Raw genomic sequence first — 26,906 nt, forward strand, 5'->3', positions numbered from 1 at the left:
GGACCTCCAATTTTTATTACTAGAAAACCGGGCCTCCCCATGGGGAAGCCCGGCCGATATATCACTGATTGGTTGTGGCCGGTGGCCGCTCCGGGCAGTGCCGGATTTATTTCGACAACTCAACCACGCGCTGATGCAGATCCTGCAAACGGCGTACCTGGAGCGGCTCGCCCTGCTGCATGGCCAGCGCCATGGCCTTGGCCGCCGCCAGCGTGGTGGTGTAACACACCTGGTGGTTCTCCGCGCTGCGACGGATATCGGCGGAGTCGCGTATCGCCTGGCGCCCCTCGGTAGTGTTGACCACCAGGGCAATCTCGTCGTTCTTGATCATATCGACGATATGCGGCCGGCCCTCGCTCATCTTGTTGACGGTTGTAACCGGAATATCGCTGTCTTGCAATACCTTGGCGGTACCACGGGAGGCAACCAGCTCGAAGCCGAGTCCCACCAGGTCCCGTGCCACATGGACTGCGGCATCCTTGTCGAAGTCACGGACCGAGATAAAGACCTTGCCTGATTCCGGCAATGTGTCGCCGGCGGCCAGCAGCCCCTTGTCGAAAGCTTCCGCAAAGGTGGCACCAACGCCCATGACCTCGCCGGTGGACTTCATCTCCGGGCCGAGGATCGGGTCCACCTTCGGGAACTTGTTGAAGGGGAATACAGACTCTTTCACGGAGAAGTAGTCCGGTACGATTTCCTTGGTAAAGCCCTGATCCGCGAGGCTGATCCCCGCCTGGCAGCGCGCCGCCACCTTGGCCAGGGAGGTACCGATGCACTTGGAGACAAACGGCACCGTGCGGGAGGCGCGGGGGTTGACCTCGATCACGTAGATCTCGTCGTCCTGCCAGGCCAGCTGGGTATTCATCAGGCCTACCACGCCCAGTTCACGGGCCATGGCCTTGACCTGCTCGCGCATCTGGTCTTGCACCTCGGCGGGCAGGTTATAGGGCGGCAGGGAGCAGGCGGAATCACCGGAGTGCACACCGCACTGCTCGATATGCTGCATGATGCCGCCGATGACCACATCCTGGCCATCGGACACCGCATCGATATCCACCTCGACCGCGGCATTGAGGAAGTGATCCAGCAGAACCGGCGAGTCGTCGGACACCTGCACAGCTTCCTTCATATAGTTGAGCAGCTCGTCTTCCTTGTAGACGATTTCCATCGCCCGGCCACCCAGTACATAAGAGGGGCGCACTACCAGCGGGTATCCCACATCCTTGGCGGCCTGGATGGCCTCGGAGACGGAGCGCACGATGGCATTCTTGGGCTGCTTCAGCCCCAGGCGCATGATCATCTGCTGGAAGCGCTCGCGGTCCTCGGCGCGGTCGATCTGCTCGGGGGTGGTGCCAATGATCGGCACCCCTTCCGCCGCCAGGTAGCGCGCCAGTTTCAGCGGAGTCTGGCCGCCGAACTGTACGATCACACCTTCCGGCTTTTCCTTGGCCACGATTTCCAGTACATCCTCCAGGGTCACCGGCTCAAAATAGAGGCGGTCGGAGGTATCGTAGTCGGTGGAAACCGTTTCGGGGTTACAGTTGACCATGATGGTCTCGTAACCGTCCTCGCGCATCGCCAGTGCGGCGTGCACACAGCAGTAGTCGAACTCGATGCCCTGGCCGATACGGTTCGGGCCACCACCCAGCACCATGATTTTCTTGCGGTCGGACGGGTTCGCCTCGCACTCCTCGTCATAGGTGGAGTACATGTAAGCGGTGGACGTGGCGAACTCGGCCGCGCAGGTATCCACGCGCTTGAAAGACGGGAACACCCCCAGCTTGTGGCGGAACTCGCGCACGGTTCTCTGGCTTACCCCCAGCAACTTGGCAAGGCGCATGTCGGAGAAGCCCTTGCGCTTCAGGAAGCGTACGTATTCAGTCGTCAGGGCGGATGTGGGCAGGGCCTTGAGCGGCTCCTCGATCCTGACCAGTTCCTCGATCTGCACCAGGAACCAGGGGTCGATGCCCGAGAGCTCATAGACCTCCTCGACCGTCATCCCCATGCGGAAGGCGTCACCCACATACCAGATACGCTCTGCACCGGGAACGGACAGCTCGCGCCGCAGGCGCTCCTGCGCACCCTCCTCCTCGGGGTCAATTTTGCTCTCGAGGCCAAAGCTGCCCACTTCCAGGCCACGCAGTGCTTTCTGCAGGGACTCCTGGAAAGTGCGGCCGATGGCCATCACCTCGCCCACGGATTTCATTTGCGTGGTCAGGCGCGCGTCTGCCTCGCCGAATTTCTCGAAGGTAAAGCGCGGGATCTTGGTAACCACATAGTCGATGCTGGGCTCGAAGGAGGCCGGGGTCGCACCGCCGGTAATCTCGTTCTGCAGCTCGTCCAGGGTGTAGCCCACTGCCAGTTTGGCCGCTACCTTGGCGATCGGGAAGCCGGTGGCCTTGGAGGCCAGGGCGGAGGAGCGGGATACCCGCGGGTTCATCTCGATGATCACCATGCGCCCGGTGTTCGGGCAGACGCCGAACTGCACGTTGGAGCCGCCGGTTTCAACGCCGATCTCGCGCAGCACCGCGAGGGAGGCGTTGCGCATCAGCTGGTATTCCTTGTCGGTCAGGGTCTGCGCCGGGGCCACGGTGATGGAGTCACCGGTGTGCACGCCCATGGGGTCAAAGTTCTCGATGGCACAGACAATGATGCAGTTGTCGTTCTTATCGCGAACCACCTCCATCTCGTACTCTTTCCAGCCGAGCAGGGATTCGTCGATCAGCAGTTCGTTGGTGGGGGACAGGTCCAGGCCGCGCTTGCAGATTTCCTCGAACTCGGGCCAGTTGTACGCCACACCGCCGCCGGAGCCGCCCATGGTGAAGGACGGGCGAATGATAACCGGGAAGCCGAACTCTTCCGGGACTTTCATCGCCTCTTCCATGGAATGGACGATCTTGGCGCGCGGCGTCTCCAGGCCAATCGCACGCATGGCCTTGTCGAACAGGTCCCGGTCCTCGGCCTTCTCGATCGCCTCCTTGTCGGCACCGATCAGCTCTACACCAAACTTTTCCAGGACACCGTGCTTGTCCAGTGCCAGCGCACAGTTGAGCGCTGTCTGGCCACCCATGGTGGGCAGGATGGCATCGGGGCGTTCCTGCTCGATGATCTTGGCCACCGTGCGCCATTCCACCGGCTCGATGTAGGTGGCGTCGGCCATGGCCGGGTCGGTCATGATGGTGGCGGGGTTGGAGTTCACCAGGATCACCCGGTAGCCCTCTTCCCGCAGCGCCTTACAGGCCTGGGCGCCGGAGTAGTCGAATTCGCAGGCCTGGCCGATAACAATCGGACCGGCGCCGATAATCAGAATGCTTTTGATGTCTGTGCGTTTTGGCATCTTTCTTCCGTCTCGCACCGGCCGCACCGGTGATGGTCAATTCAAAATTCAGTCAGTGCGTATGCACGTGTCCCGTGGCCGGCCGCAGCCGGCCCCTGTTACGCCTGGCGGCGCGCCTCCATCATTTCGACGAACTGGTCGAACAGTGGCGCCACATCGTGCGGGCCGGGGCTGGCTTCCGGGTGCCCCTGGAAGCTGAATGCGGGCCGGTCGGTCAGGCGGATACCCTGGTTGGTATTGTCAAACAGGGACACGTGGGTGATCTCCACATTCTCCGGCAGTGAATCGCCGTCGATGGAGAAGCCGTGGTTCTGGGCAGAGATCATCACCCGGCCACTCTTGAGGCATTTCACCGGGTGGTTGCCCCCGTGGTGGCCGAACTTCATTTTCTCGGACCTGGCGCCCACGGCGAGGCCCAGCAGCTGGTGCCCCAGGCAGATACCGTAGGTGGGGATCCCGGCGTCGAGAATCTCGCGAATGGCCTTGATGGCATAGTCACAGGGCTCGGGATCACCGGGTCCGTTGGACAGGAATACGCCGTCGGGATTCATTGCCAGCACCTCGGAGGCCGGAGTCTGTGCCGGCACTACGGTGAGTTCGCAGCCGCGATCCACCAGCATGCGCAAAATGTTGCGCTTGACGCCAAAATCGTAAGCCACAACCTTGTAAGGCTGCGCTGCCGGCGCCGGCTGGTGGCCCTGCCCAAGTTCCCAGGTGCCCTCATTGAAGTTGTAGGGCTCTTTGGTGGAAACCACCTTCGCAAGATCCATGCCCTTCAAGCCGGCGAATTCACGCGCCCTGGCCAGCGCCGCGTCCCGGTCGATATCGTCGCCGGCGACGATACAACCGTTCTGGGCGCCCTTGTCCCGCAGCAGGCGGGTCAGGCGGCGGGTGTCGATATCGGCGATGCCCACCACATTGCGGTCCCGCAGGTAGTCCTCGAGTGACTTCTCATTGCGGAAACTGCTGGCCAGCAGGGGCAGGTCGCGGATTACCAGGCCGGTGGCCCAGATATCCGCGGCCTCCTCGTCCTCACTGTTGGTGCCGGTATTGCCGATATGGGGATACGTCAGGGTGACAATCTGGCGCGCGTAAGACGGGTCGGTCAGGATTTCCTGGTAACCGGTCATGGAGGTGTTGAACACGACCTCACCGACGGCGCTGTCAAGGGCGCCAATGGCGCGCCCGTGAAACTCGCTGCCATCGGCGAGTACCAGCAGCGCTGGCGTAGTGCTTGGCATCAGGGGGCTGGGCATCTGGGGCTCCGGCGTGGGGACAGCTTTAGTCAACTTGATCTCCAATCTTCAGAACTGCTTCCGGGCGGGATTTGACGTGAGGCGCGGTGATACTGCTCCAGCTGGCCCGGGCGGCCCGACGGCGCCCCGGCAGCAGCGCTGTCCTTGGACAGGGCACCCTGGAACCGGGCCCCTATAAAAAAGCGAGATGAAACTCCTGCTTCATCTCGCTTTTTGGATTTCTTCACGCGCAGCTCTCACACTGTGGCCGGCGCTTGCCACCGGCGTTGATGGGACTCACTGTCCGGCGCGCAGCGAGCGCGCGACATGCCCAAACCGGGCGCAGATTCTACTCGAAATGCGCCCCAAGCGCCAGTATAAAAATACGCCAGTAGACGGCAACGGCCCATGCGTGAGGTTCGGTGACAACCGAGCGCTGCCAGAGCGTCCAGGGCAAGCCGGGAAAGCGCCACACTGGCAGCACCAATTCAGGCTTTCCCGCCGCAGGGCCGGACACCCTGGCGCGGTGAACTGTCACCGGACCTTGCCCGCGGCGCGCTAATCTGCCCCGTTGGTCAACCGGAACAGGCTGCTGCCAATCTTGAGTTCCGAGCGGTCGAACATGGTTTTGTTCAGGCGCACCGCCACCTGTGGCCCCCGTCCCACAAAGCCGATCATGCCCCCCGCGGCAGTAAAGCCGCGGACATCGCTGACCGTCAGCACCGGGAAGAACTCCAGTGCCAGCATCAGCTCGCGCCAGTAATCCGGGGACACCTCGCCCAGCACCAGGATCTGGCAGCGGCGCGCCTCCAGTTTCTCCCCCGGCGGAAGGCCGGCAACCTCGACCGGTCGCCCATCGACACGATGGTACTTGAGCTGGGATGCCAGTGGCGCCAGCAGGTCTGGCTGCTCCAGCAGGCAGATTCGGAACGGTGCCCCGGTGCCGCTGAAAACCTCGATCGGCCACTGCAGGTGATGGGCGAAATGGACAATATAGTTGATCATCAGCCGGCGCCCCGCCTCGGTATCCGACAGCCGCGAGGGCGCCGCGGCGGCTCCTGCCGACAGGATCAGCTGCAGTAGCAACAACAACATAAGGTGCCCGAGCAGCTGCACTGCCAGGCGACGGAAGGAAGGGTCGGGGTGTCGTTTCATGCCCGCTCGCATGGCTTTATCGGTCTCGGTGGCGCGGGAATACGCTCACTGGCATCGACTTCGCTGCCACGACTACATACCAGCGTGTCTCAACACCAGATTAGTATCGCGGCGGGGCCTTCGCCAAAGGGGCAGGAAGAGGAAGCTGCCAGCCGCAACCCGGCCGGCGCAGGGGAGAGGACCCCGGGACCCTCGCCCCGGGACAGGGCCGTCAACCGGCCCCTTCGTCGGAAACCACGCTTTCAGCGCCATTGACCGGCGCCGCCGGGCGCCATTTCAGCGCTTTCTCGATCGACATGATCATGCTGCCGGCCACGTCCTTGCGGGTGGCGCTCTCAATGCCCTCCAGGCCCGGTGAGGAATTCACCTCAAGCAGAAGTGGCCCCTTGCGGGAGCGAATAATATCCACCCCAGCCACCTTCAGGCCCAGGGTCTTTGCCGCCTTCACTGCCAGGCGCTTCTCCTCGGGAGTAACCTTCACCACCGAGGCGGTGCCGCCCTGGTGGATATTGGCGCGGAACTCCCCGGGTGCAGCCTCCCGCTGGATGGAAGCCACCACCTTGTTGTCGATCACGAACAGGCGCAGGTCCTTGCCCTGGGCCTCCCGGATAAACTCCTGCACCAGCAGGTTGGCCTTGAGGGACTTGAATGCGTTGATCACCGATTCGGCCGCCTTGCGCGTCTCGGCCAGCACCACCCCGCGTCCCTGGCTACCTTCGAGCAATTTCACGATCAGCGGCGCGCCGCCAACCATTTCAATCAGCTCGTTGGTATCCACCGGCGAGTTGGCAAAGCCCGACGTGGGGATATTCAGGGCCGCCTGCTGTAGCAACTGGAGCGAGAAAAGTTTGTCCCGCGACTGGCTGATGGCGTCGGAACCATTGAGGGCAAATACGCCGAGGCTCTCGAAGTGGCGCGTGAGGGCACAGCCATAGAAGGTCTGGCTGGGCCGGATCCGGGGAATCACTGCATCAAGGTTGTTCAGGATCCGCCCGTCGCGGTAGTGGACCTCCGGCTCGCTGGGATCCAGCTTCATATAGCACTGGCGGATATCGAGGAAGCTCATGCGGTGCCCGCGCTCGGCGCCCGCCTCCATGATGCGCTGGTTACTGTACAGGTCCGGGTTGGACGCCAGCAGCCCGATCCGCAGGCCGGTGCCCGCCATGTGATGCTCGTCCCGGTAGTACTCCTCCAGCTCACTGACGCGCATATCGCCGAGACAGAAGCTCTCCGCCGGGTCCACCATCATCCGGCCCATCATCGCCTCGCGGCCCAGCAGCATCCGGTAGCCCATGGAGTCCCGGTTGGTCAGGGTCAGCTCGATATCCCAGACACTGCCACCAATCGACAGGGCGGTACGGATGACCGGGCGCTTTTCTGCCTCCCCGGATGAACTGCGCACCGTGCGCTTGTCCAGCAGGCGCGCCTCGCAGCGTACCGACGGGCGCCGCTGGTGCTGCAGCGGGTGCGCCTCGAAGCTGACCCAGGACTCGCCGTCGCGCTTGAAGGTATGAATGTTGTAGGCGTGCAGGCAGGAGGTCTTGGCCCCCGAATCAACCCGCGCCTTGATGGCGGGAATCCCCAGCCCGGGGAAGCTGCACCACTCCTCGCTACCAACGATTATCTTATGTTCCAACGCCAACTCCTGTGACCTTGATGTTGCAAAATTCAGTCGCGATCAGGTTAACCGACTTTCAGCCCCAGTACATCGCGCATATCGTAGTGGCCCGGCACGCGGTCGCCCTTTTGTTCATTCCCAAGCAGCCACAGCGCCGCCCGCACCGCACCGCGGGCAAACGACAGGCGGCTGCTGGCCCGGTGGCCGATTTCAATGCGCTCGCCATCGGCGAGGAACATTACCGAGTGCTCCCCCACTACATCGCCGCCACGAACCGTGGCAAAACCAATGGTTTCGCGATCGCGCGCACCGGTTTGCCCCTCGCGCCCGTAGACCGCCACCTGCTGCAGGTCCCGGCCCAGCGTTTCAGCAATCACTTCCCCCATACTCAGGGCGGTGCCCGACGGGGCGTCCACCTTGTGACGGTGGTGCGCCTCGACAATCTCGATATCCGCCTCTTCCCCCATTACCCGGGCAGCAGTCTCCAGCAGGTTGAAGCAGAGATTGACGCCAGTGGAGAAATTGCTCGCCAGGCACAGCGGGATATCCTGTGCATGTGCCAGTAACGTCGCTTTCTCCGCCTCACTGAAGCCGGTGGTGCCGATTGCAATCGGCTTGCCCTGGCCGGCACAGAAGGCCGCATTTTCCAGGGTGGCAGCGGGAGCGGAAAAGTCGATCAGGACATCGAATTGAGCGCCGCCAAGGCTATCCACGATCGGCAGTCCCGACCGGCCCAGCCCGGCAACCTCGCCCGCATCGCTGCCCACCAGGCTGGACCCGGGGCGCACGATCGCCGCGGACAGTTCCGCGTTATCGGCCTGCGCCAGCGCCTCTGCCAGCGCGCGCCCCATGCGCCCGGCGAACCCCGTTACGGCTACCTTGACTGTCATCTCTCCTCCTTTCTGACTGCCGCCCTGAAAGCCGCGGATTCTACCCCGGCGCCGGAACATAGCTGTAGTAGTATTCCCCTTTATAACAACAAAAATGGCCCTACTGCATGAACGAATCGGAACTCGCGGACTTCCGCCTGCGGCTGCAGGCCCTACGGGCAGAACTGTTGTCGCTGGAAGAGACAGCGCAGCGCGGCAGCCAGACGGTAACCCTGGACCAGTCCAGCGTCGGCCGCCTGTCGCGCATGGAGGCCCTGCAGGCGCAGCAGATAGCACTGGACTCCGACCGGCGGCGGCAGGCCCTGCTGCGGGGCATCGACGGCGCCCTGCGACGCATCGACAGCGGCGACTTTGGTTTCTGCTTTATCTGTGACGATGCCATCGAGCCGGCCCGACTCAGCGCAGACCCCACCATCACCCGTTGTATCGACTGCGCCGGCAAGCCGGGCTGACTGCGCCAGTACAATTCAGGCGGACGGTTCCGCCCGGGGACCCACCGCACTGCCCGTGCCATCTAGAATCTGGTGCATACCCCCCTGGAGAGGCAACCATGCACCACCTGAGAAACACCAGATTCCCCGCCAATGCCGGCCTGGCCCTGGCTATCCTGGCCCTGCTGCTGGGGCTGGCCAGCGGCTGCGCCCGGGAGGAAGAAAAAGGGCTGGGGGAGGATTTCTGGGAAAAATATGACGACGTCACCGACTGGGTGACCCTGAAGCTCAACCTGACCCCCGAGCAGGAGGATACCGTCCTGCCGATCCTGCAGGAGAACTTCCGCCGCAAAAAGGAAATGCTGAAGGGCTATGGCTTCCTCTCCGGGGAGCCACCGGAACTGACGCAGAAACAGCGCGAGGAAATCGATGCGAAGATGATTGCCATTCGCGCCGAGACTCGCGCACAACTGGTGGACATCCTCGATGAACAGCAGTTGCAGTCTCTCAAGGAGTTACAGCTCGAGTACCACGAGGAGTTTCGCCGGCGACTGGCGGAGATGTGAGGGATTCCCTCCCGCTTCCCCGTGCCGGCCGGCGCGGTAAGAAGCGGGAGGGAGGAATTGGGGCCCAAGGCCCTTAAAGCTTCATGTCCCCGAAGAAATTCTTCACGCCCTCGAACCAGCCGGTCTGGCGGGGTGAGTTTTTCTTCTCACTCAGGGTGCCGGAAAATTCCTCCAGCAACTCCTTCTGGCGAGTGCTCAGGTTGACCGGTGTTTCCACCACCACCCGACACAGCAGGTCGCCCGGGGCACCGCCGCGCACGGGCGTGACGCCCTTGCCGCGCAGGCGGAACAGCTTGCCGGTCTGGCTCTCTGCCGGAATCTTCAGCTTTACCTTGCCGTCCAGGGTGGGCACTTCCATTTCACCGCCCAGGGCCGCGGTGACAAAGCTGATCGGCACCTCGCAGTAGAGGTTCTTGCCGTCGCGCTGGAACAGCTCGTGCTCCTTCACCACCACCTGCACATAGAGGTCCCCGGGAGGACCGCCCTCTGGGCCCGCCTCGCCCTCGCCGGACAGGCGGATACGGTCGCCGCTGTCCACGCCGGGAGGAACTTTAACCGACAGGGTCTTGGTCTCCTCGAGCCGGCCGGCACCATGGCAGCTGCCACAGGGATCGGTAATGATGGTGCCGCGACCGCGGCAGTTGGGGCAGGTCTGCTGCACGGCAAAGAAGCCCTGCTGCATACGCACCTGGCCTACACCGCCACAGGTACCACAGGTCTGGGGATTCGAGCCCGGCTTGGCCCCGGAACCGTCACAGGTCTTGCACCCCACCAGGGTCGGCACGCGAATCTGCACAGTCGTACCGCGCACGGCGTCCTCGAGATCCAGCTCCAGGTCGTAACGCAGGTCCGAGCCGCGCTGCGGGCCGCCGCGACGGCCGCCGCCACCGCCAAAGATGTCGCCGAACACATCGCCGAAAATATCGGAGAATCCACCAAAACCGCCGGCACCGCCACCGCCGCCCATCTGGCCTTCCACACCGGCGTGGCCAAACTGGTCATAGGCTGCTTTTTTCTGCGGGTCGGACAGGACTTCGTAGGCCTCGTTGGCCTCCTTGAACTTGTTCTCCGACTCTTTGTCGTCGGGATTCCGGTCCGGGTGATACTTCATCGCCACCCGTCGATAGGCCCTTTTCAGGTCTTTTTCGGAGGCGTCCCGCTCGACACCGAGGACTTCGTAATAATCGCGCTTCGACATAAAAAGTGTGTTCTGTCTTAACTAACTGAGGCGCGGTGGCCAGTTCCGCAGAATTGCCGCCGCGCCTCGAGGTTTGTCTTTGCGCGGGAAGCCACCAGCCACCCGCGCGCAGGGAGGGCTTACTTGTCCTCTTTCTTGTCGTCCTTCACTTCCTCGAACTCCGCGTCCACCGCGTCGTCACCACCGGACTGCTGGCCGCCCTGCTCCGCCTCGGCTGCGCCCTCGGCACCCTGTGCCGCCTGCGCCTGCTCGGCGTACATCTTCTGTGCCAGCGGGCCGGAAGCCTCGGTCAGCTTGTTGGTGGCCGCTTCCATGGCGTCCTTGTCGTTGCCCTTGACGGCCTCTTCCGCTTCGGAGATGGCCGCCTCGATCGCGGACTTCTCTTCGGCAGTGGCCTTGTCGCCAGCCTCTTCCAGGGTCTTCTTGGTGGCAGAGATCATGCCGTCGAGGGTATTGCGGGTGGTTACCAGCTCCTCGAACTGCTTGTCCGCCTCGGCATTGGCCTCGGCGTCCTGCACCATCTTGTCGATCTCTTCCTCGCTCAGGCCGGAGGAAGCCTTGATCACAATGGACTGCTCCTTGCCGGTGGCCTTGTCCTTCGCGTGCACGTGCAGGATGCCGTTGGCATCGATGTCAAAGGCGACTTCGATCTGCGGCACACCGCGCGGCGCCGGCGGGATGTCAGCCAGGTCAAAGCGACCCAGTGACTTGTTCTCGGACGCCTGCTTGCGCTCGCCCTGGACCACGTGGATGGTCACAGCGGTCTGGTTGTCATCCGCGGTGGAGAACACCTGGGACTTCTTGGTCGGGATGGTGGTGTTCTTCTCGATCAGCGGGGTCGCCACGCCGCCCATGGTCTCGATGCCCAGGGTCAGCGGGGTAACGTCCAGCAGCAGTACGTCTTTCACATCGCCGGCCAGGACCGCGCCCTGGATTGCAGCGCCCATGGCCACCGCCTCATCCGGGTTGACGTCCTTGCGCGGCTCCTTGCCAAAGAATTCGGTTACTTTCTTCTGCACCAGCGGCATACGGGTCTGGCCGCCCACCAGGATCACCTCGTCCACGCCGGAGGCCGCCAGGTCGGCATCAGCCAGGGCGGTCTTGACCGGCCCCAGGGAGCGCTCGACCAGCTCTTCCACCAGGCTCTCCAGCTTGGCGCGGGTCAGCTTCACCACCAGGTGCTTGGGACCGGAGGCATCTGCGGTGATGTACGGCAGGTTGACCTCGGTCTGCTGGCTGGAGGAAAGCTCGATCTTGGCTTTCTCGGCCGCTTCCTTCAGGCGCTGCATGGCCAGCGGGTCGCCTTTCAGGTCGATGCCCTGGTCCTTCTTGAACTGCTCTGCCAGGTAGTCGATCAGGCGCAGGTCGAAATCCTCACCGCCGAGGAAGGTGTCACCATTGGTGGACAGCACCTCGAACTGCTTCTCGCCGTCGACATCGGCAATCTCGATGATGGAGATATCGAAGGTACCACCACCCAGGTCGTAGACCGCCACGGTCCGGTCACCGCCCTGCTTGTCCAGGCCATAAGCCAGCGCGGCCGCGGTGGGCTCGTTGATGATGCGCTTTACGTCCAGGCCGGCGATGCGGCCCGCGTCCTTGGTGGCCTGGCGCTGGGAATCATTGAAGTAGGCCGGGACGGTGATCACCGCTGCATCGACGGTCTCGCCCAGGAAATCCTCGGCGGTCTTCTTCATTTTTTTCAGTACTTCGGCGGAAACCTGCGGCGGCGCTTTCTTGTCGCCCTTCACTTCTACCCAGGCATCACCGTTATCGGCCTCGACGATGCTGTAGGGCACCATCTTGATGTCCTTCTGCACCACATCGTCCTTGAATTTACGACCGATCAGGCGCTTGACCGCATACAGGGTATTCTGCGGGTTGGTAACCGCCTGGCGCTTGGCAGACTGGCCCACCAGGATCTCGTTGTCATCGGTGAACGCCACGATGGACGGGGTGGTGCGATCGCCCTCGGCGTTCTCGATCACGCGCGCCTTGTCACCATCCAGGACTGCCACACAACTGTTGGTGGTTCCCAGGTCGATGCCGATAATTTTTCCCATCAGTATGTTCCTCACTTTTTCGCCGCTTCCCGCCCGATACCGGCGGGAGCGCAAGTTTTCGTTCAGTTGCCAGCTATATTGGTGCCGGCCTTACAATTTCAAGGGGCTTTATGCCCGATCCTCTGCCCGGGCTGCCCGATTCTCCGGGCCTGCCCCCGACAAAGGGGTGTGCAGTCACGACGGGGACTTGCTCACCACTACCATTGCCGGCCGCAACAGGCGGCCGTTCAGTACATAGCCCTTCTGGAATACATCCAGCACCGTATTGGGCTCCACATCACCACTGGGGACCTGGGTCATGGCCTGGTGCCGTTCCGGGTCGAATGGCTCGCCGGCCGGGTTCACCACTTCCACGGAATGCTTTGCCAGGGTGTCCACGAAGGACTTATGGGTCAGCTCGATACCCTCGATGATGGCCTTGTTGGCCTCGTCCTCGCGGTCGATGCTGGACAGCGCCCGCTCCAGGTTGTCCACCACCGGCAGGAAATCCTGCAGCAGCTTCTCCACGCCGTACTTGTGCGCCCGCTCCACATCCTGCTGGGCGCGGCGGCGCGCGTTCTGGGCCTCGGCCTGTGCGCGCATGGCCAGGTCCTTCTGGATCGCCAGCTGCTCCTGCAGGCCCAGGATCTCCCCCTTGAGTGCCTCGGGGCTGTCGGGCTCCGCGTGCAGGGCCTCCTCTGCCTCGTGCTGCTCTTCGGGGGAGGGTTCCTCTACCTCGGCACTCGCACTGGTTTCCTCGGCTGCCGCCTCTTCCGCGGTCAGTGCCTCGGGATGCGGCGTCCCCTCGTCAATCTGATCTTCTTCGCTGCGCTCTCTGGCCACTGCTCTCTCCGTCGCGTCGACTGTCAGTTGGTTCAAATATGATGTCCGCCGGGGGCGCCAAGCCGGGCGTGCCATGCCGGGCGGACAGTGCAGGTGTATATGGGGCCTTGCCCATGCAGTTCAAGGGGTTATCCCGGAAACTCGCCACGCGCCCCGCCAGCGCGGCGCTTGACCGCCTCCCCGCGCACTGTAATGTCACCGGGTGGCGGTAGCGACCCGCCGGCGATTACTGTATAAATACACAGATAACAATTGAGCCAGAAGCGATCCCTATGTTGCTGCACCTGTCTATCAGCCAATTCACCCTGGTGGACCAGCTGGAACTGGAGTTTGGCTCCGGCACCAGCACCCTGACCGGCGAGACCGGGGCCGGTAAGTCCATCACCCTCGACGCCCTGGGCCTGGCCCTCGGCGACCGCGGCAATGCGGAGCTGGTCCGCGCCGGGGCGAAACGGGCCGACATCCACGCGACTTTCGATATCAGTGACCATCCGGAGGCCAGCACCTGGCTGGAAGAGCAGGAACTGGACACCGGCCACGAGGTAATCCTGCGGCGCACCATCAGTGCCGACGGGCGCTCCCGGGCCTATATCAATGGCCAGCCGGTGACCCTGCTGCAGCTGCGCGCCCTGGGCGAGCAGCTGATCGATATCCACAGCCAGCACGAGCACCAGTCCCTGCTCAAAAAAGACACCCACCGGCGACTGCTGGACGAGTTCGCCGGTGCCGGCGAGCTGGCTGCGGAGACCCGCATTCATTTCAAGACCTGGCAGGACCAGTACCGCCGCTACCGCAGCCTGGCGGACAGTGCCGAGGAAACCGAGGCGCGCCGGCAGTTGCTGCAATACCAGCTGGAGGAGCTGGACCAGCTGGACCTGCAAGCGGGCGAAATCGCTGAACTCGAGAGCGAGCAACGCCAGCTGGCCAATGCCGGCCAGATCCTCAGCGGCAGTTACCAGCTTGCAGCCATGCTCACCGGCGGGGAGGGGGATATCTCCGAGCACCTGCACCGGGCCCTGCAGCTGCTCACGGCCATGCCGGAGCAGTCGCCGGAGCTGACCGAGGTGGCGCAGATGCTCGACAGCGCCCGGATCCAGGTGGACGAAGCCGCCGGCACCCTGACGCGGCATATCGATCGCTTCGAGATGGATCCCGAACGCCTGGCAGAGGTGGAGGAGCGGCTCAGCGCCATTTACCAGGCCGCACGCAAGCACCGCGTGCAGCCACCGGAGCTGCCCGGGCTACAGGAGCAGCTGCAGGCGGAACTGGACGAAATTGGCGCACCGGATGCACTGGACCGGCTGGAATCCGAGTGCCGGGAACTGGAACAGGCCTACCGGGCCACCGCCGGCAAGCTGGGCAAACTGCGCGCCGGCGCGGCCGAAAAACTGGCCGCCGCGGTGAACGGGCAGCTGGCCGACCTGGCCATGCCCCACGCCCGGGTGGAGCTGGCGCTGCAGCCACAGGAAAAACCGGCGGCCACCGGCCTGGAAGAGGTGGAAATCCTGATCGCCACCAACCCCGGCCAGCCGGCACGGCCGCTGGGCAAGATCGCCTCCGGGGGCGAACTGTCGCGGGTCAGCCTGGCAATCCAGGTAGTCACCGCCCAGACCTCCCGCACCCCCACCCTGGTTTTCGACGAGGTGGACGTGGGTATCGGCGGGGCCACCGGCGATGTTGTCGGGCGCCTGCTGCGGCAACTGGGCGAGGGCCGCAACGGCCGCACCGGCCAGGTGATCTGCGTAACCCACCTGGCGCAGGTGGCGGCGCGGGCCCACCGGCAGTACCTGGTGGAGAAGCACAGCGACGGAGACGCCGCATTCGTGGCGCTGCGGGAACTCAAGGACCAGGAGCGCCGGGAAGAGATCGCCCGCATGCTGGGCGGCGAAACCACCGCACAGTCCCTGGCCCACGCCGGGGAGATGCTCTCCCGCGCCTGACGGGGGAGCATAGCGCCCCGGCTCCCGGGCCTTCCCTTTCCACTCTGGCGGGCGCCCCGGCTGTTGCAGCCGCGTGGCGGGGACAATTCACCCTACACTGATAAAAGCCGCAATTAACCGGAATTGGCGCCGAAATGCCTCTATAATTCGCCGCCAACATTCAATCTGGCTGATTTCATGCAGAGAACCATTTTCAACACACCGATTGTCACCCCGATCCTGCGCCAGGTCGCGAAGCTGTTGCTGAAACTGCACGGCTGGCGGGTGGTCGCTGACGAATCGGCGCTCAAACTGAAGAAATACGTACTGCTGGGCGCCCCGCATACCACCAACTGGGATGGCTACTACTTTATCCTCACCGCCCTCAAGCTGGGCCTGGTGCCCCAGTGGATGGGGAAGGACAAGCTGTTCAAGTTCCCGCTGGGCGGCATGATGCGGTGGTTTGGCGGCATCGCCGTGGACCGCAGCAAGGCCAATAACCTGGTCGAGGCAACGGTGGAGCAGTTCAAGCGCAGCGCCTCCCTGGTGATCGCCGTGCCGCCGGAAGGCACCCGCGGTATGGCGGAACGCTGGAAGACCGGCTTTTACCATATTGCCCGCGGTGCCGGTGTGCCGGTGGTATGCGGGTTCATCAATTTCCCCAGGAAAGAAGTGGGCATGGGGCCGGCCTTTGAAATGAGCGCCGACCTGGCCCGCGAGCTGGAACGGTTCCGTGACTTCTATGCCGACAAGATTGGCAAGTTCCCGCAGCGCTACACGCCGCCGGCGTAAGGCGCTCGGCGCAACCGATCACGACCATGGGCCGTCCCCACAAATAACGCAGCCTGCACACCCGCAGGGTGCATGGACCGCAGCGATATGCACCAGCCACGGGGCAAGGCCCGAGGCTGGTGGCCCGGGGCGCCTGACCCTAGCCTTTGGCGACTCAGCGCTTTGTGAGGTGCCAGGCCATGCAGGAACTTCCCCACCAGTACCGGGTGGCCGCCCGGGCCGATCCCGGCAGTGATGTCGAGTTATCCACAGATGGGGTTGAACCCCTGACCTCCGCGCCGCCGGTACAGTTTGGCGGGCCCGGGGATCACTGGTCGCCGGAGGACCTGCTGGTGGCAGCGCTGGCGGATTGCTTCATCCTTACTTTCCGGGCGATCGCAACATTCAAGCAACTGGAGTGGCACTCCCTGGCCTGCGAGGCGAACGGCACCCTCGACCGGCGCGACCGCAAGACACAGTTCACCGCATTTACCATCTCGGCCGAACTGGAGATACCCGCAGGTGGTGACACCGGGGAAGCGGAGCGGCTACTGCACAAGGCGGAGGAAAGGTGCCTGGTGACCAATTCGCTGGTGGCCGGGGTAACGCTCGAGGTGAGGGTCCGCCAAAGACAGGCATGAAGGGAGGGGGAGAACCCGGGTTAACAGCCGGGTTGTCGTGGCCATGGGCCGCCCCCATAGTGGGGGAGCGGCTTTCCGGTTGACCGGTCAGGAATCCTTTTTCTTCACATACAACACCAGGCTGTGCCCGGTGAGCTCATAACCGTGCTCCTCGGCGATCTGCTGCTGCAGGCGCTCGATTTCCTCATTGTGGAACTCGATTACCCTGCCGCTATCGGTACACACCATATGGTCGTGGTGGTCGCCGCGATCCAGCTCGAACACCGAGTGCCCGCCGTCGAAGTTGTGTCGCATCACCAGCCCGGCACTCTCAAACTGTGTCAGGACGCGATACACCGTCGCCAGGCCAACATCCTCCCCGGCGTCCAGCAGCAACTTGTAGACATCTTCAGCGCTCAGGTGCTGCTCACTCGCGTTCTCGAGCAGCTGCAGGATTTTGACTCGCGGCAGCGTCACTTTGAGACCGGCTTTGCGCAGTTCCTGGTTTTCGTTCGACATGGATCAGTTTCCCGGGAAAATTCTTCTGGTTTCGGCGATACAGCCAGTTACCGGCCCGGATGTAACCGGGGCGGCCGGACACAGACAGGCACTCCGATGCCTGTCAGCTCGCCAACTCTTGCGGTATTATCCACGCCGAGCGTAGTCAGCGGAACCCCGGCGCTCCCTGGCCCGGCCCCGGCACAGCCGCCTCCCCTGATATGAGGGGGCGTGAGGCGCCGGCAACGGGAACTTTCAGCGCCCCGGGGCGCCTACCCTTACCCAGGTGGACCATTCCCGGCCCGGCAAGCCGGTTCCGCCAGCATCGAGATAACAATGGAGCATTGAATGCCAACGACCCTGAAAGCCCTCGCCATTGCCGGCCTCTGCGCACTGATCAGCGCCTGCAGCCTGTTCAAGTTTCCGGGCGTGCACCGGATCGAAGTCCAGCAGGGCAATATCATTACCCAGGAAATGGTAAACCAGCTCAAGCCGGGCATGACCCGCCGGCAGGTGCGCTTCGTGCTGGGTACACCGCTGCTCGAAGACACCTTCAACGCCAATCGCTGGGATTACGTGAACCGCGTGCGCGACCCAAAGGGCGAAGTGGAACAGAAGAAGTTCTCCGTCTACTTCAATGGCGACCTGCTGATTGCCACCAGCGGCGACTGGCAGCCGGCCGGCTGGCCGCAGTAACAGCCTTCCTTCAGCGGCGCCCCGGCTGCTGCCTGCCCAAAACACCGGGCAGCGCGGCCATTTAATCCGCTTTACCACCGGTCTCCTGCGCCTTGCGCCGGGCCTTCTCCGCACGCTGCTTGCGGGCCTCTTTCGGGTCTGCAATCAACGGCCGGTATACCTCCACCCGATCTCCCGGCTTCAGCTCATACTGATCGGCCACCGCCAGCCCCTTGGTCCCCAGCGCCTGGCCGAAGATGCCCAGCCGCGCCGTCGCCGGATCGATCCCCGGGTACTCTTCCGGCAATCCGGAACGGACCAGGGCCTCGGTCGCCGTGGTGCCGGGCGGTACCAGCAGGCTCACCAGCCGCTGTTCGTGCGGCAGTGCGTACACCACCTCCACGGCAATTGTCTTCATATCGGTCATTGCGGTTTCCCGTATACGTGCTCGGCGCGTTCACACATGACCCGCACCATCTGGTTGGCCAGCTCACTGAACAGCTTGCCCACAGCCGCTGCCACCAGCCGGTTGCGCAGCCGGAAAGACAGCGCAAAGCTCACCTTGCAGGCGTCGTGTGCCAGCGGCGAGAAGTGCCAGAGCCCCTCGAAGTGCTCGAACGGGCCGTCCACCAGCTCCAGCGTCATGCGCGTCGGCCGCTCCAGCTGGTTGCGGGTGACAAAGCTCTGGTGGATACCGGCCCGGCTGAGCTCCAGGCGCGCCTCCAGGGTATTCTCGTCACTGTGCAAAATTTCAGCACTCTTGCAGCCGGGCAGGAACTGGGGATAGCTCTCCACATCGTTCACCAGGTCAAACATCTGCTCTGCACTGAACATCACCAGTGCACTGCGCTCTATCTCTGCCATGCTTTCCAATCTTTCCAATACTGCCGCCCACACGGCCATTTCCGCGCGCGGAGCGGGCAATTTTGCCAGTCGGCGCTACTCAAGCAAGTCAATTCCTGCAACAATCGCAGCTTTATCCGGCCGGGGTGCCCGGCCGGTCGCCGCTGCCAGCGGTGTAAAGACAAGAATAACAGGCAAGCGAGAGTACTATGTCCGCAGCAAGAGAGCATTTTGGATCGCGACTGGGGTTTATCCTCGCCGCGGCGGGTTCCGCCGTGGGAATCGGCAACCTGGTGGCCTTTCCGGTCGCCGCCACCAAGAGCGGCGGCGGGGCCTTCCTGCTGGTATATGCACTGTTTGTGTTCCTGATCTGCCTTCCCGTGATGATGGCCGAGCTGGCACTGGGTCGTAAAAGCGACAAGGACCCGGTTGGCGCCTACCGCCAGGTCTCCGGGGGCTCCATTGGCTGGCGTATTCCCGGCTGGTTTGCCCTGATCACCCCATTCATGATCGCTGTCTTTTACCTGGTGGTAACCGTCTGGGTACTCGGCTACCTGGTGGCAACCCTGGGCGGCAACCTGGACCAGCTGGCTGCCGGCGAGCATTTCGGCCAGTTCATCAATTCCCCCATCGTGTTCGCTTACCTGGTGGTGCTGATGCTGATCATCAACGGCATACTCGCCATGGGGGTCAAGGACGGTATCGAGCGCGCCGCCAAGACCCTGATGCCGATGCTGTTCGTGATGCTGCTGGGTTTGGTGATATTCGTGCTGACCCAGGAAAACGCCATGCTGGGCGTCAAGTACTACCTGACCCCCGACCTGTCCAAGCTCAACGCCGAGGTGGTCAACAATGCCATGGCGCAGGCCTTCTTCTCCCTGTCGCTGGGTATGGGCATCATGATTACCTACGGCTCCTATATGAAGAAGCGGGACTCGATCCCGGGTTCCGCCAAGGCCGTGGCCCTGACCGACACCCTGGTGGCATTTACCGCGGGCCTGCTGATCCTGCCCACCATTTTCCACTTCAATCCGCAGATCGACCCCACCGAACTGAGTGACTCCTCGGCCGGCATGATTTTCCTGTTCCTGCCGAAGATCTTCCTCGCCCTGCAGGAAAATATCGGCTACTTCGGGGCCAGCGCCTTCGCAGCGGTATTCTTCTTCCTGGTGCTGGTGGCCGCGATCACTTCGCTGGTCTCCATTATCGAGGTACCGGTAGCGACCCTGTGTGACGAGCGCGGCATGGAGCGCAAGAAAGCGATCTACAGCATCGCCGCCATACAACTGGTGCTGGCCATTGCCTGCGCCATGTCGTTCGGCATGGCCGACTGGCTAACCCAGTTTGTATCCATCGCCGGCGAGAACAAGTCTTTCTTTGATCTGGTAGAGCTGATCTTTTATTCTACGATCCTGCCACTGAACGGCCTGCTGGTATGCCTATTCGTCATCTACAAGTGGAAGCGGGCCAATTTCGACCGCGAGCTGCAGGAAGGTGACCCCAGCTTTGCCGGCAGCCTCTCCCAGAAGTACGTCAACTTCTCCCTGGGGACTTTCATCCCCCTGATCCTGCTACTGGTGTTTATCAACACAGTAGCCGAGAAGTACTTCGGGCACAGTTTCTTCTAATCAGGCACTTGTTGTATCCATGGCCAAAAAGAAAAGCGCAAACTCCTCCCGTACCATCGCCCTGAACAAGCGGGCGCGCCACGACTACTTCATCGAGGAGAAGTTCGAGGCGGGTATGGAACTGCAGGGCTGGGAAGTGAAAAGCTGCCGCGAGGGCAAGGCCCAGCTGACGGACAGCTACGTTATTTTCAAGAATGGCGAGGCCTGGCTGCTGGGTGCGCGCATCCAGCCGCTGCCCAGCGCCTCTACCCACTTCGTCACCGAGCCCGACCGCACCCGCCGCCTGCTGCTCAACAAGCGCGAGCTGGCCAAGTTGATTGCGTCTGTCGACCAGAAGGGCTATGCCGTCGTCTGCACCGCGCTCTACTGGAAGAAGCACCTGATCAAGTGCGAGATCGCCCTCGCCAAGGGCAAGGCCCATCACGACAAGCGGGAGACCGAGAAGAAGCGCGACTGGAACCGCGAGAAACAGCGCCTGATGCGCACCGAACACAAGTAGTAGGGCGCCGGCGCCCGATAGAAAAATAATTACAGGGTTACTCATGAGTGCACCGAGAGGACAATTCAGCTCCAACATCGGCTTCCTGATGGCCGCGGCGGGCTCCGCCGTTGGCCTGGGCAATATCTGGGGCTTCCCCACCAAGGCCGCCGGCAATGGCGGCGCCGCCTTCGTGGTGGTTTACCTGATCCTGGCCTTCCTGCTGGCCTACCCGGCCCTGATGGCCGAGCTCACCATCGGCCGCCACGCGCGCCGTAACATGGTCCAGGCGCTGCGCGGCGTGGCCGAGGGCCCGGTAAGCCGCTTCTTTGCCAACCTCACCGGCTTCGGTGGCATCCTGGTGGCATCGCTTATCCTGAGCTTTTACTCCATTGTTGCCGGCTGGATGGTCGCGCACCTGGTGGAGCCCTTTGCTCAACTGTGGGGAGCCGGCGGCGCCGCCGAGTGGCTGACCGGCAGCAGCACATCCCGCAACCTCCTGTTTACCGCCCTGTTCAGCTCCATCACCATGGTGATCATTGCCAGCGGCGTGGAGAAGGGTATCGAGCGCTGGTCCACCCTGCTGATGCCCGCGCTGATCATCCTGTTGCTGCTGTTGATCATCTATGTACTGACCCAGCCCGGCGCCATGACCGGCCTCGAGGTCTACCTGATGCCCGACTTCAGCCACCTGTCACCGCAGCTGCTGGTGTCCGCCATGGGCCAGGCCTTCTTCTCCCTGTCGCTGGGCGTGGGCACTATGCTGATTTACGGCTCCTACCTGAGCAAGCAGGAGAGCCTGCCGCGGCTGGGCGCCCTGGTAACCCTGATCGACGTGGGCATCGCCTTCACCGCCGGCCTGCTGATCCTGCCGGCCATGTACGTGGCCCAGGAAGCGGGCACCCAGATCTTCTCCGAAAGCGGCGAGCTGATCGCCGGGCCGGGCCTGATCCTGCAGGTGCTGCCGGCCCTGTTCGACACCATGGGCACCGCCGGCCTGTTCGTGGCCATCGCCTTCTTCGCCCTGATGACCATCGCTTCGGTGACGTCCTCCATCTCCATGCTGGAAGTCCCCGTTGCCTTCTCCATCGAGAACCTGAAGCTGGGGCGCAAACGGGCGACCATGTTGGTCGGCCTGGTCATTTTTGCCATCAGCAGCCTGATCATCTTCAATTTCGATACCCTGTTCGGGCTGGTCATCAGCATCAGCACCGAGTACGGCCAGCCCCTGCTGGGCGTGTCCCTGTGTATCTTCGCCGGCTGGATCTGGCGCCGTGACCAACTGCTCACGGAGCTGGAGAAGGGCCACGAGGGCATCGAGAGAACCCTGTTCTGGAAGATCTGGCCCTGGTACGTGCGCATCGTGTGCCCGCTGCTGATCTTCGCCGCTTTCGCCCAGTCGGTATTGCTGGGCTGATGACTTTCTGGTCGCGACTGGCCGTCCATAACTGGCCATCCGCGACCATCTTCACCATCTGGTCGTGTCGGGGCATATTGTCCGGGAACAAAATCCGGTATACTAAGTCCTAGACCACACAGGGTTTTGCATCGGGGATGACTTGGATTCGACGCCGGTGACGAAACCATGGGTGCATGCCGTGATGGTAGCGAATCACGTAAATCCAAAGCTGCAATCTATTAGTTGCCAACGACGACAACTACGGTGCCCAACTCGCTGCGTAAGCAGCCTGTGAAGCACTAACTAAGGGTTCGTCCCTTAGCAGCCTTCAGCAAGGTTCCAGTACCGCGCTGCTGGCTGTCATACAGAACTGGATCGCCCTGAAGCGTGCCTGACGTGGAAGGGTTAAAACTTATTCAGGCTCGCCAATTACGTCCTGCCCATCGGGCTGTATGCGGCTAAATCAATAGATGGACCTAAGCATGTAGAGCTCATGGCAGAGTGCTGACGGACGCGGGTTCGACTCCCGCCATCTCCACCAAACAACTGTCTCAGACAGACCACAAAAGCCTCGAAAGCCCAGTGTTTTCGGGGCTTTTGCTTATCTGGCCCGCCCCAGTTAGTCTTATAGACCCCACCAAATCTAGCCACTTTTGGTGGGGCTAACGGTGGGGTCCTGCGTATCTAGCTTCCCGACCCCACCAAATCACCGGAATGCTCCGAATCGTACCGGGCTGAGCGCCCCAAATGCCCTAGAGGAATTCCAGCCTTGCCCCTGTCCGACACAAAGGCGAAAGCCCTTAAGCCTAGAGACAAGAAATACCTCGAAGCGGATGAGAGAGGTCTGTATCTGGAAGTAAAGCCCAATGGCACCAAGCGCTGGGTATTCCGCTTCCGCCTGCATGAGAAGCGCTGTGATCTGGCTCTCGGGGTCTACCCTGACGTAAGCCTCGCCAATGCTAGGAAAGCTCGCGACGAGGCACGGGCATATGTCGCGCAAGGCATAGATCCTCGGGATGTAAAGCGCGCTCGTAGAGATTCTACTTTAGAGGCCCACCGCAATAGCTTTGCAGCGGTCAGTGAGGAATGGTTTGCAGCCAAGGTGGCCCACCTTTCAAAGTCCTCAAGAGACCGCGCAACCCTAGCTTTGACCCGCGACCTCAATCCTTATCTTGGCAAGCGCCCTGTCAGTGAAATAACAGCACCGGAAGTCCTGCGCTGCCTGCGCCGTATCGAGAGCCGGAACACAGTTGAAACCGCTCACCGCGTCAAACGAGTCGCCAGTCAGGTCTTCCGCTTCGCGGTAGCCACTGGCAAAGCCGACCGCGACCCCACGGCCGACCTGACAGGAGCGCTCAAGCCCACCAAAAAGCAGCACCTTGCAGCCATTACCGATCCGCGAGAAGTCGGCCGCCTAATGCTAGCCATCGAGGGCTACAAAGGCACCCCCACCGTCAGAGTCGCGCTCAAGCTATCACCCCTACTGTTTTGCCGGCCGGGCGAGCTGCGGAAGCTGGAATGGTCAGAAGTCAATTGGGAGAGAGCTCAGATAGAGCTACCAGCCGCAAAGATGAAAACCGAGGAACCTCATATTATCCCTCTAGCGGAGCAATCTCTGGCACTACTACGCGAGCTAAAACCGCTCACAGGGCACGGTAGATACGTTTTCCCCTCCGCCCGAGGGGGGAGCCGCCCCCTATCCGATAACGGCGTCAGAACAGCGCTCAGGTCGCTAGGGTACGACAATGAAACAATGACTGCTCACGGCTTTCGGGCGATGGCACGGACTCTGTTAGATGAGGCCCTCGGCTTCCGTGTAGACTACATTGAGCACCAATTGGCGCACACCGTAAGAGACGCTCTAGGGCGGGCTTACAATCGTACCAAGCATCTAAAGCAGCGCAGAGAAATGATGCAAAGGTGGGCAGACTACCTAGACGCTCTCCGAGAAGAAGCCAAGCATAGCAACGTAATAACAGCGGCATTTGGGAGATCATAGCCGCTGCCCCGCCCCAGCCTCTACTAGCGACACACACACGAGGCGAGGAGCAATCATCTCCCTTGCCAGCGTCCAACCTCGGATCAGAAACTCAGACTGCGACAAAAGCGGCAACCGTTGCCGCAGCAGTCGATTTTTCATGTACAACAGAGCGCAATTTTAGGTCGCCTCACCGCATTTCTGGCAGAGGATTTTCAAGCAAGTCCTAACCTGTAGCGACCTGTATCTTGGTATATCTCTTTAGCGCAGCACGTCCCTAGTGGAACGGAAATTTATCCCCTCCTCACTTCCTCATATCCTTTTCCCTCAAGCCTGACTTGGCCTAATCCCCCCTTGAGAAATCTATGAGGTACTAAAGCATGACAACACAACCCCCCTTCACATTCCCTAGCGATCAAGATGCGTTTGTGCGGGCAGCTGATTGTGCTCGATTCCTGGGTATCGGGCGGAGCACGTGGTGGGCATGGGTGAAACAAGGAAAGGTCCAGCGCCCCAAAAAATTAGGGCCGAGAACCTCCGTGTGGACGGCAGGCTATGTGCGCAGCGTACAGGATAAGCTAGCCACTGATGCCTGTTAACCTGACATACATTTAAACCCGTCACCCACGTTTCCCCTCCTCAGTTCAGCCCTTCCTAGGGTCGCCCTCTTACTAGAGGGCGGCTCGCTTCTCCCTCACTGGCCAAGCAAAACAGCGGCAGGCCATCTGGCAGGTGCGTGTCTTTCAGCTTTGATTCTTAGAAAAGGGTCACTAGGGGCTGGCAGGCAAGATATCAAATAGCTATTTGAATACTGCTCACTGGCTCTCAATAGACCTTGTAGCAGCTGCTCTGGTGGTGCAGGGAGAGGCGTAAAATCGAAAGGTTTAAAAAGGGGTAGGCTCGGTAGCGTGGTGCTGCCGTGATCCCCCCTCCCCCAGAGGGGTCGGGAGCGGCAGAGCGCTAGCGAGCCTACCGTCTCTTTTTAAAGATGTACATTTCTTTTTGTGACTGAAGAGTAACAGGAAGTGCAAAAGAACCTATTAGTACTGTAGTAGTGCGCCGGGACCTGTCGCCAGCGGCAGTAGGTTTTGGGGGGAGCCTGTAATCCGAGAGAATCAGCGTGTAAGCCGCTTATGCTGCTCTGCCTTTACAGAATAAGGGGGTAGGGGGGGTAAAATATCTATCACCTTTCACGTACACCGCGCGGGAAAGGAGCGCCACGCGACCGCAAGTTTAAGAGTAGGGGCGCGCCAGCCTGTAATACTCTTTTAGAGCTTCAGGCAGTGCAGAAAGCCCCGAAGCTTAGTTAACTGAGGAGTAGCCCCAGATCAGGCGAAGCCCATAACCGGGCTGTACTCTACAAATAGCTGGTTACAACTTACAGAAGTCAGCTCCACCGTGACGTCATTTTTATACAGCGATTGTATGGAGCGTTGAGCATGGTGCTGTGCCGCTTCAGACATACCGAATGCAGTCCCATAACACCTGACAGGACTCTCGTTATCAAAGCCTGAGAGGTCTTCCGAGATCAGCTCCATATTAATAGGGTGAAACGCAAAACCGAGAAACACCACGCGACTAGCGGTCTCTAGGCTATGATAAACCACTCGGATGACCTCACTATCACTCCCCTCGGTAAACGTTCTTATCCTACCTGCCATATTGCACAGATTATGAGGGTTAGCTGTAGGCACCCCAAAGTACGCTGAATCAAATGCTCCAGTGCCATTCTGCCAAGGTAAGCTAGCAACTGTGCCGTACGGATGGATAATGGTCATACTGCTAACCAGCTCAGCAGCTCTCTCGCGAGGAACCCGGTAGTAGCTCTGGAGCGCATGGTACAAAAACTGCTCTACACACCTGTCATAGTTGAAGATCACAAGTGTAGTCAGGCGAAGGCGATGAGGCAGATCGTCTACGGTGCAGTTTTCTGTAAGCTTACGGAAGAACTGTAAGTACCACGTATCACCAAGACCCGAGAAATCTATCAGCTTTCCATTGCGATAATCGGTATATATTTTGCTCTTCGACTCCGCATCTAAAATAGCTTTCACAATCGCCAGCTTGGCACAAAAAGCTAGGGGCTTATTATCGCGCTGAGAATCCACAAAGTTATCTATCGAAATAGCGAGGGGCATATTCGCAGCTATGTGAGCGCACTCTTTAAAATACACATTTAAATCGTATATCTCAGCCCCGGGATTGCGACAAAAACCACGTATCGCATCATCTATTAGACCATCCCCATTGTCGCCTCGGTAATCTAGCAGGGACGCAATCTCAGTCTTGAGGCCCTCCCCTGCTGGCAAGCCTGCTTCTACGCTAGCGCCCGCACCGATGATGTAGACCGTCCTCTCTTTCATTTTTACTCTTTCCCGTGGCTGATGCTCGACTTCCATGATCTACAGGATCACTTCATATTCCTGCGCTCATTTACCTAAGACCATAAAGTACTTCCTCGGATAGACCGTATCAACACGAACCTTCGGTACGCCCCGTCACCTCTGCTAAATGGTGGGGTTATCTGTGGGGTCTAATGACTAGTGGAAACCAAAACCCTTGCAGGACGGGGCTTTCCGGGTAGTATTCGACTCCCGCCATCCCTGCCGCAACGGCTAACGAAATGAGGGGAAGGCAAAGCGACCGGGTTAAATCCATATGCGAACGCGAATCAATACAATCGAGGGTAACCCCGGCTGAGGAGCAATGCTACGAATCACTCATGCGATTACCCCTATCCCCTGACCTGGCGACCACTTATGAAGAGCACAGAAAACCCCAA

At 61.3% G+C, this 26,906-nt stretch carries 23 protein-coding genes, 1 other RNA gene and 1 pseudogene; 12 read left to right on the forward strand and 13 right to left on the reverse strand.

Translation table 11 applies throughout. From position 1 onward, the window contains the following. Window positions 1-106 precede the first annotated feature (106 nt). The 6 genes and pseudogenes from carB to dapB all read right to left on the reverse strand — a co-directional run bounded on the left by carB (window position 107) and on the right by dapB (window position 8,235). Window positions 107-3,337: a carbamoyl-phosphate synthase large subunit gene (gene carB, locus ACH6CX_RS08445; RefSeq protein WP_396675297.1), complete on the reverse strand. Its 3,231-nt coding sequence runs from the start codon at window positions 3,335-3,337 to the stop codon at window positions 107-109. Window positions 3,338-3,435: 98 nt separating this feature from the next. Next, window positions 3,436-4,593 (reverse strand): glutamine-hydrolyzing carbamoyl-phosphate synthase small subunit, encoded by a 1,158-nt coding sequence (carA, locus tag ACH6CX_RS08450; protein WP_233006690.1) that lies wholly within the window; start codon window positions 4,591-4,593, stop codon window positions 3,436-3,438. 537 nt (window positions 4,594-5,130) lie between these two features. Further along, entirely contained in the window at window positions 5,131-5,727 is a 597-nt protein-coding gene (locus tag ACH6CX_RS08455) for a YfiR family protein (RefSeq protein ID WP_233006216.1), read from the reverse strand. A 211-nt stretch (window positions 5,728-5,938) separates the two neighbouring features. Then, the gene (gene rimK / locus ACH6CX_RS08460; RefSeq protein WP_396675351.1) at window positions 5,939-6,877 is read right to left on the reverse strand and encodes a 30S ribosomal protein S6--L-glutamate ligase; all 939 of its coding nucleotides are present in this window, start codon (window positions 6,875-6,877) and stop codon (window positions 5,939-5,941) included. Between the two features lie 84 nt (window positions 6,878-6,961). Continuing rightward, a pseudogene (locus ACH6CX_RS08465) lies at window positions 6,962-7,369 on the reverse strand (ATP-dependent zinc protease); the annotation flags it as partial. Between the two features lie 41 nt (window positions 7,370-7,410). Then, the gene (gene dapB, locus ACH6CX_RS08470; protein ID WP_396675298.1) at window positions 7,411-8,235 is read right to left on the reverse strand and encodes a 4-hydroxy-tetrahydrodipicolinate reductase; all 825 of its coding nucleotides are present in this window, start codon (window positions 8,233-8,235) and stop codon (window positions 7,411-7,413) included. A gap of 107 nt (window positions 8,236-8,342) precedes the next feature. Between dapB and ACH6CX_RS08475 the strand changes: the two genes are divergently transcribed. Both ACH6CX_RS08475 and ACH6CX_RS08480 read left to right on the forward strand, forming a co-directional pair. Beyond that, a complete protein-coding gene (locus tag ACH6CX_RS08475) occupies window positions 8,343-8,687 on the forward strand; it encodes a TraR/DksA C4-type zinc finger protein (RefSeq protein WP_233006218.1) in 345 nt (114 codons plus the stop codon). A 98-nt stretch (window positions 8,688-8,785) separates the two neighbouring features. Then, a complete protein-coding gene (locus tag ACH6CX_RS08480; RefSeq protein WP_233006219.1) occupies window positions 8,786-9,232 on the forward strand; it encodes a hypothetical protein in 447 nt (148 codons plus the stop codon). A 73-nt stretch (window positions 9,233-9,305) separates the two neighbouring features. On the opposite strand, the gene dnaJ is transcribed toward ACH6CX_RS08480, so the two are convergent. From dnaJ to grpE, 3 genes are all read right to left on the reverse strand, one after another. Further along, the gene (gene dnaJ / locus ACH6CX_RS08485; protein WP_233006220.1) at window positions 9,306-10,430 is read right to left on the reverse strand and encodes a molecular chaperone DnaJ; all 1,125 of its coding nucleotides are present in this window, start codon (window positions 10,428-10,430) and stop codon (window positions 9,306-9,308) included. A gap of 119 nt (window positions 10,431-10,549) precedes the next feature. After that, the gene (gene dnaK, locus ACH6CX_RS08490; RefSeq protein WP_233006221.1) at window positions 10,550-12,493 is read right to left on the reverse strand and encodes a molecular chaperone DnaK; all 1,944 of its coding nucleotides are present in this window, start codon (window positions 12,491-12,493) and stop codon (window positions 10,550-10,552) included. A gap of 174 nt (window positions 12,494-12,667) precedes the next feature. Continuing rightward, the gene (gene grpE / locus ACH6CX_RS08495; RefSeq protein ID WP_233006222.1) at window positions 12,668-13,315 is read right to left on the reverse strand and encodes a nucleotide exchange factor GrpE; all 648 of its coding nucleotides are present in this window, start codon (window positions 13,313-13,315) and stop codon (window positions 12,668-12,670) included. Window positions 13,316-13,587: 272 nt separating this feature from the next. On the opposite strand from grpE, the gene recN reads away from it, so the two are divergent. The 3 genes from recN (at window position 13,588) to ACH6CX_RS08510 (ending at window position 16,646) form a co-directional block, all read left to right on the forward strand. Continuing rightward, window positions 13,588-15,255 (forward strand): DNA repair protein RecN, encoded by a 1,668-nt coding sequence (recN, locus tag ACH6CX_RS08500; protein ID WP_233006223.1) that lies wholly within the window; start codon window positions 13,588-13,590, stop codon window positions 15,253-15,255. Window positions 15,256-15,432: 177 nt separating this feature from the next. Next, complete coding sequence (locus ACH6CX_RS08505; protein WP_233006224.1) at window positions 15,433-16,026, forward strand: 1-acyl-sn-glycerol-3-phosphate acyltransferase; 594 nt, start codon at window positions 15,433-15,435, stop codon at window positions 16,024-16,026. Window positions 16,027-16,205: 179 nt separating this feature from the next. Further along, window positions 16,206-16,646 (forward strand): OsmC family protein, encoded by a 441-nt coding sequence (locus ACH6CX_RS08510; RefSeq protein ID WP_237062564.1) that lies wholly within the window; start codon window positions 16,206-16,208, stop codon window positions 16,644-16,646. Between the two features lie 87 nt (window positions 16,647-16,733). Here the strand turns inward: ACH6CX_RS08510 and fur are convergent, their stop codons facing one another. Next, window positions 16,734-17,144, reverse strand: coding sequence for a ferric iron uptake transcriptional regulator (fur, locus tag ACH6CX_RS08515; RefSeq protein ID WP_233006226.1), 411 nt, complete (start codon window positions 17,142-17,144; stop codon window positions 16,734-16,736). 327 nt (window positions 17,145-17,471) lie between these two features. On the opposite strand from fur, the gene ACH6CX_RS08520 reads away from it, so the two are divergent. After that, the gene (locus tag ACH6CX_RS08520; protein ID WP_233006227.1) at window positions 17,472-17,819 is read left to right on the forward strand and encodes an outer membrane protein assembly factor BamE; all 348 of its coding nucleotides are present in this window, start codon (window positions 17,472-17,474) and stop codon (window positions 17,817-17,819) included. Between the two features lie 61 nt (window positions 17,820-17,880). Here ACH6CX_RS08520 and ACH6CX_RS08525 read toward each other — a convergent pair whose 3' ends face one another. Together ACH6CX_RS08525 and ACH6CX_RS08530 are read right to left on the reverse strand one after the other, a co-directional pair. After that, the gene (locus ACH6CX_RS08525; protein ID WP_237062566.1) at window positions 17,881-18,225 is read right to left on the reverse strand and encodes an RnfH family protein; all 345 of its coding nucleotides are present in this window, start codon (window positions 18,223-18,225) and stop codon (window positions 17,881-17,883) included. Continuing rightward, window positions 18,222-18,662, reverse strand: a complete 441-nt coding sequence (locus tag ACH6CX_RS08530; RefSeq protein WP_233006229.1) for a type II toxin-antitoxin system RatA family toxin — start codon at window positions 18,660-18,662, stop codon at window positions 18,222-18,224. The genes ACH6CX_RS08525 and ACH6CX_RS08530 overlap by 4 nt, the downstream gene beginning before the upstream one ends. A 188-nt stretch (window positions 18,663-18,850) precedes the next feature. Between ACH6CX_RS08530 and ACH6CX_RS08535 the strand changes: the two genes are divergently transcribed. The 6 genes from ACH6CX_RS08535 (at window position 18,851) to ACH6CX_RS08560 (ending at window position 24,723) form a co-directional block, all read left to right on the forward strand. Then, a complete protein-coding gene (locus tag ACH6CX_RS08535) occupies window positions 18,851-20,269 on the forward strand; it encodes a sodium-dependent transporter (RefSeq protein WP_233006230.1) in 1,419 nt (472 codons plus the stop codon). A 19-nt stretch (window positions 20,270-20,288) separates the two neighbouring features. Beyond that, window positions 20,289-20,768 (forward strand): SsrA-binding protein SmpB, encoded by a 480-nt coding sequence (smpB, locus tag ACH6CX_RS08540; protein ID WP_233006231.1) that lies wholly within the window; start codon window positions 20,289-20,291, stop codon window positions 20,766-20,768. A gap of 43 nt (window positions 20,769-20,811) precedes the next feature. After that, complete coding sequence (locus ACH6CX_RS08545) at window positions 20,812-22,164, forward strand: sodium-dependent transporter (protein ID WP_237062568.1); 1,353 nt, start codon at window positions 20,812-20,814, stop codon at window positions 22,162-22,164. 133 nt (window positions 22,165-22,297) lie between these two features. Further along, window positions 22,298-22,687, forward strand: a transfer-messenger RNA (tmRNA) gene (gene ssrA / locus ACH6CX_RS08550). A 228-nt stretch (window positions 22,688-22,915) separates the two neighbouring features. After that, on the forward strand, window positions 22,916-24,145 hold the full coding sequence (locus tag ACH6CX_RS08555; protein ID WP_396675299.1) for a tyrosine-type recombinase/integrase: 1,230 nt from the start codon (window positions 22,916-22,918) through the stop codon (window positions 24,143-24,145). Window positions 24,146-24,504: 359 nt separating this feature from the next. Next, window positions 24,505-24,723, forward strand: coding sequence for a helix-turn-helix transcriptional regulator (locus ACH6CX_RS08560; protein WP_396675300.1), 219 nt, complete (start codon window positions 24,505-24,507; stop codon window positions 24,721-24,723). A 729-nt stretch (window positions 24,724-25,452) separates the two neighbouring features. Here ACH6CX_RS08560 and ACH6CX_RS08565 read toward each other — a convergent pair. Then, on the reverse strand, window positions 25,453-26,523 hold the full coding sequence (locus ACH6CX_RS08565; RefSeq protein WP_396675301.1) for a hypothetical protein: 1,071 nt from the start codon (window positions 26,521-26,523) through the stop codon (window positions 25,453-25,455). Window positions 26,524-26,906: the final 383 nt, after the last annotated feature.

The organism is Microbulbifer sp. JSM ZJ756 (assembly GCF_044383805.1).
GTDB lineage: Bacteria > Pseudomonadota > Gammaproteobacteria > Pseudomonadales > Cellvibrionaceae > Microbulbifer > Microbulbifer zhoushanensis.

What these genes read in the sequence shown, in the direction of transcription:
- carB (WP_396675297.1), bottom strand. Translation starts at nt 3,337, where the DNA reads ATGCCAAAACGCACAGACATCAAAAGCATTCTGATTATCGGCGCCGGT.
- carA (WP_233006690.1), bottom strand. Translation starts at nt 4,593, where the DNA reads ATGCCCAGCCCCCTGATGCCAAGCACTACGCCAGCGCTGCTGGTACTC.
- ACH6CX_RS08455 (WP_233006216.1), bottom strand. Translation starts at nt 5,727, where the DNA reads ATGAAACGACACCCCGACCCTTCCTTCCGTCGCCTGGCAGTGCAGCTG.
- dapB (WP_396675298.1), bottom strand. Translation starts at nt 8,235, where the DNA reads ATGACAGTCAAGGTAGCCGTAACGGGGTTCGCCGGGCGCATGGGGCGC.
- ACH6CX_RS08475 (WP_233006218.1), top strand. Translation starts at nt 8,343, where the DNA reads ATGAACGAATCGGAACTCGCGGACTTCCGCCTGCGGCTGCAGGCCCTA.
- ACH6CX_RS08480 (WP_233006219.1), top strand. Translation starts at nt 8,786, where the DNA reads ATGCACCACCTGAGAAACACCAGATTCCCCGCCAATGCCGGCCTGGCC.
- dnaJ (WP_233006220.1), bottom strand. Translation starts at nt 10,430, where the DNA reads ATGTCGAAGCGCGATTATTACGAAGTCCTCGGTGTCGAGCGGGACGCC.
- dnaK (WP_233006221.1), bottom strand. Translation starts at nt 12,493, where the DNA reads ATGGGAAAAATTATCGGCATCGACCTGGGAACCACCAACAGTTGTGTG.
- recN (WP_233006223.1), top strand. Translation starts at nt 13,588, where the DNA reads ATGTTGCTGCACCTGTCTATCAGCCAATTCACCCTGGTGGACCAGCTG.
- ACH6CX_RS08505 (WP_233006224.1), top strand. Translation starts at nt 15,433, where the DNA reads ATGCAGAGAACCATTTTCAACACACCGATTGTCACCCCGATCCTGCGC.
- ACH6CX_RS08510 (WP_237062564.1), top strand. Translation starts at nt 16,206, where the DNA reads ATGCAGGAACTTCCCCACCAGTACCGGGTGGCCGCCCGGGCCGATCCC.
- fur (WP_233006226.1), bottom strand. Translation starts at nt 17,144, where the DNA reads ATGTCGAACGAAAACCAGGAACTGCGCAAAGCCGGTCTCAAAGTGACG.
- ACH6CX_RS08520 (WP_233006227.1), top strand. Translation starts at nt 17,472, where the DNA reads ATGCCAACGACCCTGAAAGCCCTCGCCATTGCCGGCCTCTGCGCACTG.
- ACH6CX_RS08525 (WP_237062566.1), bottom strand. Translation starts at nt 18,225, where the DNA reads ATGACCGATATGAAGACAATTGCCGTGGAGGTGGTGTACGCACTGCCG.
- ACH6CX_RS08530 (WP_233006229.1), bottom strand. Translation starts at nt 18,662, where the DNA reads ATGGCAGAGATAGAGCGCAGTGCACTGGTGATGTTCAGTGCAGAGCAG.
- ACH6CX_RS08535 (WP_233006230.1), top strand. Translation starts at nt 18,851, where the DNA reads ATGTCCGCAGCAAGAGAGCATTTTGGATCGCGACTGGGGTTTATCCTC.
- smpB (WP_233006231.1), top strand. Translation starts at nt 20,289, where the DNA reads ATGGCCAAAAAGAAAAGCGCAAACTCCTCCCGTACCATCGCCCTGAAC.
- ACH6CX_RS08545 (WP_237062568.1), top strand. Translation starts at nt 20,812, where the DNA reads ATGAGTGCACCGAGAGGACAATTCAGCTCCAACATCGGCTTCCTGATG.
- ACH6CX_RS08560 (WP_396675300.1), top strand. Translation starts at nt 24,505, where the DNA reads ATGACAACACAACCCCCCTTCACATTCCCTAGCGATCAAGATGCGTTT.
- ACH6CX_RS08565 (WP_396675301.1), bottom strand. Translation starts at nt 26,523, where the DNA reads ATGGAAGTCGAGCATCAGCCACGGGAAAGAGTAAAAATGAAAGAGAGG.